Source organism: Actinosynnema sp. NPDC059335 (genome assembly GCF_042752395.1).
In the GTDB taxonomy this organism is placed as follows: domain Bacteria; phylum Actinomycetota; class Actinomycetes; order Mycobacteriales; family Pseudonocardiaceae; genus Actinosynnema.
In genome coordinates this window covers 1-14,091 of sequence record NZ_JBHYXZ010000030.1, presented here as the reverse complement: position 1 = coordinate 14,091, position 14,091 = coordinate 1, and the positions used below count along the sequence as shown (strand labels likewise).

Below are 14,091 nucleotides of genomic sequence, written 5' to 3'. Positions count from 1 at the left end.
GGGGGGGCCGGGGGGGGCCCCCCCCCCCCGGGCGGGGCGCGCGGCCGCGCTCGGGGGCGGCGTCGAGGAGGGGCCGCGCTCGGAGCCCTTCTCGCTGCTGGACGACGACGACCGCGCGCTGCTCCCGGACGGCCTGGAGGACGCCTACCCGATGGCGGAACTCCAGGCGGGCATGGTCTTCGAGATGGAGCGCGACCCCGGCCGCACCCCGTACCACAACGTCCACACCATGCGGCTGACCGGCGCGTTCGACGCGGCGGCCTTCCGCGAGGCGCTGGCCCGCGTGACCGCACGGCACCCGGTCCTGCGGACGTCGTTCGACCTGAGCCGCTACCGCGTGCCGACGCAGCTCGTGCACCGGGACGTCGAGATCCCGCTGACCGTGGTGGACCTGCGCGGGACGGCGCCGGACGCGGGGCGCGCGGCGGTGGACGAGCACGTGGCCGTCGAACGGCGCACCGCCTTCGACCCGACCGTCGCGCCGCTGTGCCGGATGGGCGTGCACGTGCTGTCCGACGACGCGTTCCAGTGGACCGTCACCGAGCACCACGCGATCCTCGACGGCTGGAGCCTGACCTCCACCCTCGCCGAGATCAGCACCACCTACGAGGAGCTGCTGGCCGGGCGCGACCCCCGACCCGGACCGCTGCGCTCCCACTACCGCGACTTCATCGCCGCCGAGCGCGAGGCCCTGTCCTCGCCGGCCGCCCGCGCCTACTGGCACGACCTGCTCGCCGGCAGCGAGGGCAGCCCGCTGCCGCGCTGGTCGGTCGCCGCGCCCGAGGCGCTGGGCGACACCGTGCCCGGCGAGCGGCACGACCGCGACGAGGAGCTGGGCCACGGCTCGCTGGTCACCACGCTGTCCGCCGAGCGGCGGGCGGCCGTCGAGGACTTCGCCCGCCGGGCCGGCGTCCCGGTCAAGACCGCGCTGCTCGCCGCGCACCTCAAGGTGATCGCCACCGCCACCGGCCGGCCGGGCGACGTGACGATCGGCCTGTCCTCGCACGGGCGGTTGGAGGAGGCGGACGGCGCGGAGGTGCGCGGCCTGTTCCTCAACACCCTCCCGTTCCGCGTCGCGCTGCCGGACGCGAGCTGGGAGGACCTGGCCCGCGCCGTCCTCGCGGCCGAGCACGACGCCCTGCCGCACCGCCGCTACCCGATGGCCGCGCTCCAGCGCGAACTCGGCGGCGGGTCGCTGTTCGACGTGGGCTTCGTCTACAACGACTTCCACCGGTTCGGCCGGCTGGCCGAGGGCGACGGCGCGTGGCGGCTCGACGCCGGCGACCAGGGGTCCACCGGCTCCAGCCGCACGAGCTTCCCGCTGCTGGTGTCGTTCAGCCGCGAGGCCGGTTCCGCGGAGCTGCGCCTGGAACTGGAGTACGACACCCGCAAGCTCACCCGCGACCAGGTCACCCTGCTGCGCGACCACCACCTGCGCGCGATCGGCGCGATGACCGCCGAGCCCGCCGCCCGCCACACCCGGGTCGCGCTGGTCTCCGGTGACGAGGCCCGCCGGCTGGCCGAGTGGTCGCGGCCCGCGACGGTGGTGCCCGGCGCGGCGACGGTGCACGACCTGGTGGCGGCCGTGACCGCCGAACGCCCCGACGCGCCGGCGCTGACCGACGGCATCACCCTGACCTACCGCGAACTGGCCGACCGCGCCGACGCGCTGGCCCGCCGCCTGCGGCGCCTGGGCGTCGGCCCGGAGGTGTGCGTCGGGGTGTGCGTGGAGCGGTCGTGGCAGACCGTGGTGGCGTGCCTGGCGGTGCTGCGCGCGGGCGGGGTGTACGTGCCGCTGGACACGGCGTTCCCGGCCGACCGCATGGACTTCATGCTGCGGGACGTCGGCGCGCCGCTGGTCGTGGTGCACGCGGAGACCGCGGCCGCCGTCCCGGAGGGGCTGTGGGAGCAGGTCGACCTCGACGACGTGCCCGACGCCGGGGACGTGGACCTGCCGGCCGCGGGGCCGGACCACGGGTGCTACGTGATCTTCACGTCGGGGTCGACCGGGCGTCCCAAGGGGACGGTGGTGACGCACCGGAACGTGGTGCGGCTGGTGCGCGGCGTGCGCGAGTGGCTGCCGTTCGGGCCGGACGACGTGTGGTCGCTGTTCCACAGCTTCGCGTTCGACTTCTCCGTGTGGGAGATGTGGGGCGCGTTGACCACCGGCGGCCGGCTCGTGGTGGTGCCGCACGCGGTGAGCCGGGACGTGGAGGCGTTCCACCGGCTGGTGCGCGACGAGCGCGTGACGATCCTGAGCCAGACGCCCTCGGCGTTCCGCCAGTTCGAGACGGCCGACGAGCGGCTGGGCGGCGACCTCGCGCTGCGCGCCGTGGTGTTCGGCGGCGAGGCGCTGCACCGGCCGTCGGTGCGGCGGTGGGCGTCCCGGCACGGGTACGCCGCGCCGCTGCTGGTCAACATGTACGGGATCACCGAGACCACCGTCCACGTCACGTACCTGGAGCTGGACGCGGGCCACGTGGACGGCGACGTGAGCCCGATCGGGCGTCCGCTGCCGGACCTCGGCGCGCACGTGCTGGACGAGCACGGGATGCCCTGCCCGGTCGGCGTCACCGGCGAGCTGCACGTCTCCGGGGCCGGCGTGACCCGCGGTTACGTGGCACGTCCCGCGCTGACCGCGCAGCGGTTCGTGCCCGACCACCTGTCCGGCGCGGAGGGCGCGCGGCTGTACCGCAGCGGCGACCTGGCCCGCTGGAACGCCCGCGGCGGGCTGGAGTACCTGGGCCGGGGCGACGCGCAGGTCAAGGTCCGCGGCTACCGGATCGAGACGGGGGAGATCGAGAACGTCCTCGCCGGCCACCCCGGGCTGCTGGAGGCCGCCGTCACCCCGCACACCGACGCCGAGGGGCGGACCGACCTGGTCGCCTACCTCGTGCCCGACGACGCGCCGCCCGCCGCGGACGAGCTGCGGGCCTGGCTCGGCGGCCGGCTGCCGGACTACATGATCCCGCGGCACTTCGTGACGCTGGCCGCGTTGCCGCTGACCCCGCAGGGCAAGGTGGACCGCCGCGCGCTGCCCGAACCCGACGCGCACCGCCCGGAGATGGGGCAGCGGTACGTCCCCCCGGTCGGCGAGGTCGAGGAGCTGCTGGCCGACATCTGGCGCCGGGTGCTGGGCGTGGACCGGGTGGGGCGGCACGACAACTTCTTCGACCTGGGCGGCGACTCGATCCGCAGCATCCAGATCCTCGGCCGGGCGCGCGACGCGGGGATCTCGCTGCGGTTGTCGGACCTGCTCGACGCGCCCACCCTGGCCGAGCTGGCGACGACCGCGGCGACCGGCGCGGCGGCGGACCTCCCGGCCACCAGCCCGTTCTCGCTCGTGGCCGAGGCCGACCGCGCGCTGCTGCCGTCCGGGCTGGTCGACGCGTACCCGATGGCGCAGCTCCAGGTCGGCATGGTCTACGAGATGGAGCGCGACCGGGCGCGCAACCCGTACCACAACGTGGAGACGATGCGCCTGGCCGGCCGCTTCGCCGAGGCGGCGTTCCGGGAGGCGGTCGCCCAGGTCGTGGCCCGCCACCCGGTGCTGCGCACGTCGTTCGACCTGGTGGCGTTCAGCGAGCCGCTGCAACTGGTGCACGCCGCCGTCGAGGTGCCGTTCACCGTGGTCGACCTGCGGGACGCCTCCGCCGAGCAGCGGCGCGCGGTGTTGCTGGACCACGTCCGGGAGCAGCAGGCGGCCCGGTTCGACCTGGCCGAGGCCCCGCTGTGCCGGATGGCCGTGCACGTGCTGTCCGACCACTCCTTCCAGTGGACCATCACCGAGCACCACTCCATCCTGGACGGCTGGAGCGTGGTCTCCACCCTGGCCGAGATCACCGACCGCTACCACCGCCTGCTCGCCGGCGAACGCCCGCCGGTCGAGCCGCTGCGCTCGACGTACCGCGACTTCGTCGCCGCCGAACGGGCCGCCCTGGACTCGCCGGAGAGCCGGGACTACTGGCGGTCCCGCCTCGCCGACGCGCCGGACGGCCGGATCGCCCGGTGGCCCGGCGGGTACCCGGCCGCCGATCACCTGGCCGGCGACACGGTCGCCGGTGAGCGCCACGAGCGCGACGAGGCCGCGGGCCACGGGTCGTTGACCACGCCGTTGCCCGCCGAGTTGCTGCGCGGCCTGGAGGAGTTCGCCGGGCGCGCCGGGGTGTCGCTCAAGACCGTCGTGCTCGCCGCGCACCTCAAGGTGCTCGGCCTGGTCACCGGCTCGACCGACGTGCTGGTCGGCCTGACCGCCAACGGGCGGCTGGAGGAGGCCGACGGCGCGGAGGCGCGCGGCCTGTTCCTCAACACCGTGCCCCTGCGGGTGCGGTTGCCCGAGGGCGATTGGCACGACCTCGCCCGCGCGGTCCACGCCGCCGAACGCGACCTGCTCCCGCACCGCCGCTACCCGATGGCGGCGCTGCAACGGGAGCTGGGCGGCGGCGGGCCGCTGTTCCACAGCAACGTCACCTACAACAACTTCCACCGGATCGCGCGGCTCGCGACGGACGGCACGCTCGACCAGGCCGGCGCGGACCCGGTGCTGCCCGGCGTGGCGCGCACCAACTTCCCGCTGGACGTGACCTTCAGCCACGAACCCGGCGCGGACGGGATGCTGCTGGAGATCGACTACGCGCTCGACGGCCTCACCGCCGGCCAGGTCACCCGGTTGCGGGACAGCCACCTGCGGTCGTTGCGGGCCATGACCGCCGACGGCGCGGCGCACCACGGCGCGGCGTCCCTGCTGGGACCCGAGGAGGAGCGGCTGCTCGCCTCCTGGCAGGGCACGGACGCGCCCGTGTCCGGGCTGCCGGTGCACGAGCTGCTGCGCGAGCGGGCCGCACGGTGGCCGGCCGCGGTGGCGGTCGAGTCGGGCGGCGACGAGCTGACCTTCGCCGGGCTGGACGCGCGCAGCGAGTCCCTGGCGCGGCGCCTGGCCGCGACCGGCGTGCGGCGCGGCGACGTGGTGGGCCTGCACCTGCGGCCGGGCGTGGACGCGATCGTCGCGGTGTGGGCGGCGTGGAAGGCCGGCGCGGCGTTCCTGCCGCTGGACCCGGAGCTGCCGCCCGCCCGCCTGCGGGTGATGCTGGACGACACCGACCCGGCCGTGGTCGTGTCACGCGAGACGGCCGACCTCGGCCCGCGTCCGACCCTGTCCCCGGACGCCGACGCCGACGCGCCGGACGTGGAGCTGCCCCGCGTGGGGCCGCGCGACCTGGCGTACGTCATGTACACGTCCGGCTCGACGGGCCGGCCCAAGGGCGTGATGGTCGACCACGGCGGCCTGGCGAACTTCGCCGAAGCGCTCCTGCTGCCGCGCCTGCGCCGGGGCGGGATCGACCCCGGGCGGCAGGCGCGCGTGCTGACCGGGACGTCCGCGTTCATCTCCGACTTCTTCCTCGAACAGGTCCTCCCGCTGCTGGACGGCCACCGGCTGCTGGTGCTGTCCGGCTCGGAGGCCCGCGACCCGCGCCTGCTGGTGGAGCGCGCCCAGAACCCGCGACGGGCGGTGGACGTCATCGACGCCACCACCTCACAGGTGCAGTTGATGGTGGAGGCGGGTCTGCTGGACGCGCCGCACCCGCCGAAGCTGATCGCGATCGGCGGCGAGGCGTGCCCGCCCGACCTGTGGCGGGAGCTGCGCTCGCGCCCCGCCGTGGCGGCGCACAACACCTACGGCCCCGCCGAGGCCGCGGTCGACGCGACGTTCGCCGACATCGGCGCGCACGGTGCGCCGGTGATCGGCCGGCCGTACGGCAACGTGCGGGCCTACCTGGTGGACGAGACCCTGTCGCTGGTCGCGCCGGGCGCGGCCGGGGAGATCGTGATCGGCGGTCCCGGCGTGGGCCGGGGTTACGTGAACCGCCCGGCGGCGACGGCGGCGGTGTTCGTGCCGAACCCCTGGGGCGAGCCGGGCAGCCGGCTCTACCGGACGGGCGACCTCGGCCGGTACACGCCGGACGGCCAGATCGAGTTCCTCGGGCGCGGCGACTTCCAGGTCAAGATCCTCGGCCAGCGGGTCGAACCGGAAGAGGTCGAGGCCGTGCTGCGCGCCCACCCGGCGGTCGAGGCGGCGGCCGTGACCGCGCGGCCCGCGCCCGACGGCCGGTTGCGGCTGGTCGCGCACCTGGTCGCGGCGGGCGGTGCCCCGGTGGACCGGGACGACGTCCGCGACCACCTCGCCGCCCGGCTGCCGGCGGCGGCGGTCCCGAACGTGCTCGTGGTGCTCGACGCGCTGCCGATGACGGTGGGCGGCAAGCTCGACCGCGCCGCGCTGACCGTGCCGGACGACGTCGAGGCGCAACCGGCGCGTCGTGACGTGGTGGCCCCGCGCACCGGGACCGAGCGGCGGGTCGCCGAGGTGTGGCGCGCCTTGCTGGGCGTGTCCGAGATCGGTGTGCACGACGACTTCTTCACCCTCGGCGGGCATTCGCTGCTGGCCGTGCGGTTGGCGATGCGGGTCGGCGCGGAACTGGCGGTCGACCTGTCGCTGCACGAGGTGTTCGCCCGCCCGACGGTGGCCGCCCAGGCGGAGCTGGTCGACGCGCGTGCGGCGGCCGGCGCGGTCGAGCCGATCGCCCGGGTGGACCGGCCGGCGTCCGGGGACCTGCCCGCGTCGCACGCCCAGGAGCGGCAGTGGTTCCTGTGGCAACTCAGCCCGGACAGCTCCACCTACCACGTGCCGTGGGGCTACGAGGTGGAGGGCGACCTCGACCTGGCCGTGCTCGCCGCGTCCGTGGACGCCCTCCTCGACCGGCACGAGTCGCTCCGCACCACGCTGCACGTGGACGCGGACGGCCGGGTCCGGCAACGCGTCCGCGAGGTCACGCCCGGCCGCCTGGTCGCGCGGGACGTGGCCGAGGCCGACCTGGCGGGGCTGGTCGAGCAGGCGGTGGCCCGCCCGTTCGACCTGACCGCCGGGCCGGTGCTGCGGGTGGACGTCTGGCGAACCGCGCCGGACCGGCACGTGGTCGTGTTCGTCGCGCACCACATCGCGATCGACGAGTGGTCCCTGGACGTCGTGGACGGTGAGCTGTGGGCCCTGTACCGGGCCGGCGGCGACCCGGAGGCTGCCTCGCTGCCGCCGCTGGACGTCCGGTACGCGGACTACGCGGTGTGGCACCGGGATCTGGTGGAGCGGCACGGCGCGGACGACCTGGCGTACTGGCGCCGCACGCTCGACGGCACGGTGTCGTCCTGGCCGCGATCCCGCGGCACCAGGGGCGAGGCTCCCGCCGTCGAGGCCGAGCAGTGTACCCGCGTCGTCCCGGCGGACGACCTGGCCGTGCTGGAACGCCTCCGCGCCCGGGCCGGCGCCACCGACTTCATGCTCTACCTGGCCGTCTACAGCCTCCTGCTGGCCCGCCACTCCGGTGAGCGGGACGTGGTGATCGGCGTGCCCGTGTCCGGCCGGTCGCACCCGGACCTCGCGCCGGTGGTCGGGTTCTTCGTCAACACCCTCGCGGTGCGCGTGACGGTCGATCCCGACGAGGACTTCCCGACCTACCTCGACCGCGTCCGGACCGTGGTCCTGGAGGCGTTCGCGCACCAGGAGGCCCCGTTCGAGCAGGTGGTCCGCGCGGTCGCGCCGGACCGCGCCGGGAGCGCCACCCCGCTGTTCCGCACCATGTTCTCTTTCACCGCCGAGACCGGTCACGAGCACCGCGCCGGCCGGGCGCCGGCCGGAACCACCCTGCGCGACCTGCCGATCCAGGGCAGCGGCAGCCGGTTCGACCTGTCGCTGGGCACGACCCGGACGGCGGACGGCCTGCACCTGACCCTCGGGCTCGACGGCGGGTTGTTCGAGGCGGGGGCGGCGCAAGAACTGGTGGCGTCGTTCACCGACCTGCTGCACGCGCTGGGGACGTCGCCGCGCGTCGGGGTGGGCGAGCTGCTGGCCGCGAGCGACCGCGAGCGGGCGGCCATGGCCGGCTGGACCGGTGACTCCTCGCTGCCCGCGCCCGCCACGCCGGTGCACGAGCTGTTGCGGGAGCGGGTCGGTCGGTGGTCGGGTCTGGTGGCGGTGGAGTCGGGTGCCGAGGAGTTGACGTTCGCGGAGTTGGACGCGCGCAGCGAGTCGTTGGCGCGTCACCTGGTGGTTTCCGGTGTGCGGCGTGGTGACGTGGTCGGTTTGCACCTGCGGCCGGGCGTGGACGCGGTGGTGGCGGTGTGGGCGGTGTGGAAGGCCGGTGCCGCGTTCCTGCCGCTGGACCCGGAGCTGCCGCCGGCGCGCCTGGAGATGATGCTGGACGACGCCAAGCCGTCCGTGGTCGTGTCGCGGGACACCGTGCCGGGGTCCTGGCCGACCGTGACGCCGGAGGCCGGGGGAGACGTCCCGGGCGTGGTGCTGCCCCGGGTCGGGCCGCGCGACCTGGCGTACGTGATGTTCACGTCGGGTTCGACGGGCCGGCCCAAGGGCGTGATGGTCGACCACGGCAACCTGGCCAACTACGCCGAGAACCTGGCCCTGCCCCGGACCCGCGGAGCCGGCCTCGCACCGGGGTCCAACGCCCGGGTGGTGACCGGGACGTCGGCGTTCATCTCGGACTTCTTCCTGATGCAGATGATGCCGTTGCTGGACGGCCACCGGCTCCTGGTGGTCTCCGGCGCGGAGGGGCGCGACCCGCGTCGGCTGGTCGAGCGGGCGCACGACCCGGCGCGGGCCGTGGACGTGGTCGGCGTGACCACCTCACAGGTGCAGCTCATGGTCGAGGCCGGCCTGCTGGACGCGCCGCACCCGCCGCGGTTGATCTCCGCCGCCGGCGAGGCGTGCCCGCCGGACCTGTGGCAGGCGTTGCGCGCCCACCCGGACGTGGTGGCGCACAACATCTACGGCCCGGCCGAGGTCTCGGTCGAGATGGCCTGCGCGGACATGTCCGCGCACCCCGCGCCGGTGATCGGGCGCCCGTACGGGAACGTGCGGATGTACCTGGTCGACGCGGACCTCCGGCTGGTGCCTCCCGGCACGGTCGGGGAGATCGTGATCGGCGGTCCGGGCGTGGGTCGGGGTTACGTGAATCGCCCGTCGGCGACGGCGGCGGTGTTCGTGCCCGACCCGTGGGGTGAGCCGGGCGGCCGGCTCTACCGGACGGGCGACCTGGGCCGGTACACGGTGGACGGGCACGTCGAGTTCCTGGGTCGCAACGACCACCAGGTCAAGATCCAGGGCCAGCGCGTCGAGCCGGAAGAGGTCGAGGCGGTGCTGCGCACGCACCCCGCGATCAAGGCCGCCGCGGTGACCGCCCGACCCGCGGCCGACGGCCGCCCCCGGCTGGTCGCGCACGTCGTCCCGGCGGGCGTGCCCGTCGACCGCGCCGAGCTGCGCGACCACCTCGCGGGCCGACTGCCGGCCGCGGCGGTGCCCGCGGTGTTCGTGGTGGTGGACGCGCTGCCGATGACGGTGGGCGGCAAGCTCGACCGGCGGGCGTTGACCGTGCCGGACGACGTCGAGGCGCAGCCGGCGCGTCGTGACGTGGTGCTGCCGAGGACGGAGACCGAGCGGCGGGTCGCCGAGGTGTGGCGGGCGTTGCTGGGCGTCGCCGAGGTCGGTGTGCACGACGACTTCTTCACCCTCGGCGGGCACTCGCTGCTGGCCGTGCGGTTGGCGATGCGGGTGGGCGCGGAGTTGGGCATCGACCTGCCGTTGCACGAGGTGTTCGCCCGGCCGACCGTCGCCGCCCAGGCGGAGCTGGTCGACCGGAGCGCGTCGGTGGGCCGGATTCCGCGGCTCGACCGCACCGGAGGCGACCTGCCCGCGTCGCACGCCCAGGAGCGGCAGTGGGTCCTGTGGCAGCTCGACCCGCGGGGATCGACCTACACCGTGCCGTGGGGTTACGAGATCGAGGGCGACCTCGACCTGACCGCGCTGACCGCCTCGGTGAACGCCCTGGTCGAGCGGCACGAGCCGTTCCGCACCACCCTGCACCTCGACGCGACGGGCCGGGTCCGCCAGCGCGTCGCCGCCACCTGGGACAGCCCGGTCACGGTGCGGGACGCCGCCGCGGCCGACGTGCCCGACCTCGTCGCCGAAGCCGCCCACCGGCCGTTCGACCTCACCACCGGGCCGGTGCTGCGGGCGCACGTCTGGCGGACCGCGCCGGACCGGCACGTGCTCCTGTTCGTCGTCCACCACGTCGCGGTGGACGAGTGGTCGATCGACGTCCTCGGCGACGAGCTGTGGGCGTTGTACCGCGCGGGCGGCGACGCCCGGTCGGCGGCCCTGCGACCGCTGGACGTGCGGTACGCGGACTACGCGGTGTGGCACCGGGATCTGGTGGAGCGGCACGGCGCGGACGACCTGGCCTACTGGCGTCGCACGCTCGACGGCGCTGCGTCGTCTTGGCCGCGCTCGCCCGGCGCCCGCGTGGAGAGCGCCCCGGCCGAGGAGTGCTCGCGGACCGTCCTCCCGGCGGACCTGGCCGGCCTGGACCGGCTCCGGGCCGAGACCGGCGCGACCGACTTCATGCTCTACCTGGCGGTGTACTGCCTCCTGCTGGCCCGGCACTCGGGTGAGCGGGACGTCGTGGTCGGCGTCCCGGTGTCCGGTCGGTCGCACCCGGACCTCGCGCCGGTGGTCGGGTTCTTCGTGAACACGCTCGCGGTGCGCGTGGCCGTGCGCCTCGACGAGGACTTCGCGACCTACCTCGGTCGCGTCCGGACCGTGGTGCTGGAGGCGTTCGAGCACCAGGAAGCGCCGTTCGAGCACGTCGTGCGCGCGGTCGCACCGGACCGCGCCGAGACCGCGAACCCGTTGTTCCGCACCATGTTCTCGTTCACGGCGGGCGGCCACGACGCCGGCGGCACGCCGGACGGCCTGACGGTCCGCGACCTGCCGATGAGCGGCGGCGCCAACCAGTTCGACCTGTCCCTGGGCACCACCCGGACCGCCAACGGCCTGCACCTGACCCTGGGGCTCGACACCGGGCTGTTCACGCCGGGCGCGGCCGAGGAGCTGCTCACCTCGTTCACCGACCTGCTGCACGCGCTGAACACCGCGCCGCGCACCGGTGTGTCGGACCTGCTCCGCGCGAGCGACCGGGAGGAGCGGCGCATCGCGGAGTGGACCGGCGACGCCTCGCTGCCCGCGAGCCCAACGCCGGTGCACGAGCTGTTGCGGGAGCGGGTCGGTCGGTGGTCGGGTCTGGTGGCGGTGGAGTCGGGTGCCGAGGAGTTGACGTTCGCCGAGTTGGACGCGCGCAGCGAGTCGTTGGCGCGTCACCTGGTGGTCTCCGGTGTGCGGCGTGGCGACGTGGTCGGCCTGCACCTGCGGCCCGATGTGGACGCCGTGGTCGCGGTATGGGCGGTGTGGAAGGCCGGTGCCGCGTTCCTGCCGCTGGACCCCGACCTGCCCGCGGCCCGTTTGACGATGATGCTGGACGACGCCAAGCCGTCCGTGGTCGTGTCGCGGGAGCCCGTGCCGGGCTCGTGGCCGACCGTGTCCCCGGACGGTGACGCACCCGAGGCGGTCCTACCGCGAGTGGGCGCGGAAGACCTGGCGTACGTGATGTTCACGTCCGGGTCGACCGGGCGGCCCAAGGGCGTGGTGGTCCACCACGGCGGCCTCGCGAACTACGCCGAGCACCTGCTCGTGCCGCGGGTGCGGCAGGCCGGGGTGGCGCCGCACTCCCGGGTGCTCACCGCGACGTCGGCGTTCATCTCCGACTTCTTCCTGGCGCAGGTCCTGGCGCTGCTGGACGGCCACCGGCTGCTGGTCCTGCCCGCCGCCGAGCGCCGCGACCCGCGCTCGCTGGTCGAGCGGGCGCACGACCCGGCGCGGGCGGTGGACGTGGTGGACGCCACGACCTCGCAGGTGCAGTTGATGGTGGAGGCGGGTCTGCTGGACGCGCCGCACCCGCCGAAGCTGGTCGTGATCGGCGGCGAGGCGTGCCCGCCGGACCTGTGGCAGGCGTTGCGCGCCCACCCGGACGTGGTCGCGCACAACACGTACGGACCGGCCGAGGCGACCGTGGACGTGGCGTTCGCGGCCGTCCACGACCACGGCACGCCGGTGCTCGGGCGGCCGTACGGCAACGCGCGGGTGTACCTGGTGGACGAGGCCCTGTCGTTGGTCGCGCCGGGCTCGGTGGGCGAGATCGTGATCGGCGGTCCGGGCGTGGGTCGGGGTTACGTCGGCCGACCGGGGGCGACGGCGGCGGTGTTCGTGCCCGATCCGTGGGGTGAGCCGGGCGGTCGGTTGTACCGCACGGGCGACTTGGGCCGGTACACGGCGGACGGGCAGATCGAGTTCCTGGGGCGCAACGACCACCAGGTCAAGATCCAGGGCCAGCGCGTCGAACCGGAAGAGGTCGAGGCCGTGTTGCGCGCCCACCCGGCGGTCGAGGCGGCGGCGGTCACCGCGCAAGCCCTCGGCGGCGACGGCCGGTTGCGGCTGGTCGCCCACCTGGTGACGGCTCCCGGCGCGGTGCTCGACCGGTCGGCGATCCGCGACCACCTCGCGGGTCGGCTGCCCGCGGCGGCGGTCCCGGGCGTGGTCGTGCGGCTGGACGCGCTGCCGATGACGGTGGGCGGCAAGCTCGACCGCGCCGCGCTGACCGTGCCGGACGAGGTCGTGGCGCACCTGCCCGGCCGGGAGCCGGTCCGGCCGAGGACGGAGACCGAGCGGCGGGTCGCCGAGGTGTGGCGGGCGTTGCTGGGCGTCGCCGAGGTCGGTGTGCACGACGACTTCTTCACCCTCGGCGGGCACTCCCTGTTGGCCGTGCGGTTGGCGATGCGGGTCGGCGCGGAGTTGGGCATCGACCTGCCGTTGCACGAGGTGTTCGCCCGCCCGACCGTCGCCGCCCAGGCCGAATTGGTCGACCGGAGCGCGTCCGTGGACCGGATTCCCCGGCTCGACCGCACCGGAGGCGACCTGCCCGCGTCGCACGCCCAGGAGCGGCAGTTCTTCCTGTGGCAGCTCGCCCCCGACGACCCCACCTACAACGTCCCGTGGGGCTACGACGTCCGCGGCAACCTCGACCTGGCCGTGCTGGCGCGGGCGGCCGACGCCCTGGTCGAGCGGCACGAGCCGTTCCGCACGACGCTGCACCTCGACGCCGAGGCCCGCGTGGTGCAGCGGATCTCCCCGACCCTCGACCTGGACCTCACGCCGCGGGACGTGCGCGAGGCCGACCTGCCGGCCCTCGTCACCGAGGCGGCCCGCCGCCCGTTCGACCTGGGCGCCGGGCCGGTGCTGCGGGCGCACGTCTGGCGCACCGCGCCCGACCACCACGTGGTCCTGTTCGTCGCCCACCACATCGCGACCGACGAGTGGTCGGCGGAGATCGTGGACCGCGAGCTGTGGGCGTTGTACCGGGCGGGCGGCGACCCGGAGGCCGCCGCGCTGCCGCCGCTGGACGTCCGGTACGCGGACTACGCGGTCTGGCACCGCGAGCTGGTGCGGCGGCGGGCGGACGACGACCTCGCGTACTGGCGTCGCACGCTCGACGGCACGGCGTCCTCCTGGCCGCGGTCACGCGGCGTGCGGCAGGAGCACGCGACGGCGGACGCCGACGAGTCCACCGGCACCGTCCCCGTGGCGGACCTGGCCGAGCTGGACCGGCTCCGGGCGGAGACCGGCGCGACCGACTTCATGGTCTACCTGGCGGTGTACTGCCTGCTGGTGGCCCGGCACTCGGGTGAGCGCGACGTCGTCGTGGGCGTCCCGGTGTCCGGTCGGTCGCACCCGGACCTCGCGCCGGTGGTCGGGTTCTTCGTCAACACGCTCGCCGTGCGCGTGACGGTCGACCCGGACGAGGACTTCCCGACCTACCTCGACCGCGTCCGGACCGTGGTGCTGGAGGCGTTCGCGCACCAGGAAGCGCCGTTCGAGCACGTGGTCCGCGCGGTCGCGCCGGACCGCGCCGAGGCCGCGAACCCCTTGTTCGGCACCATGTTCTCCTTCACCGCGCTCGGGCAGGACGCCGACGGCGCGCCGGACGGCCTGGCCATCGGCGAGGTGCCGATCGGCGGCGGCCGCAGCCGGTTCGACCTCTCGCTGGCCGCCACGCGCACCGCCGACACCCTGCGCCTGGGCCTGGCGGCCGACCCGGGCCTCTTCGAGCCGGGCGCGGCCGAGGAGCTGGTGGCGTCGTT

Annotated in this window: 1 protein-coding gene; it reads left to right on the top strand. The window is 75.3% G+C overall.

The genetic code is table 11. The annotated features are described in order from the left end of the window. A partial coding sequence (locus ACFXGA_RS12300) for an amino acid adenylation domain-containing protein (protein ID WP_378087112.1) occupies positions 1–14,091 on the top strand: 14,091 nt, incomplete at both ends.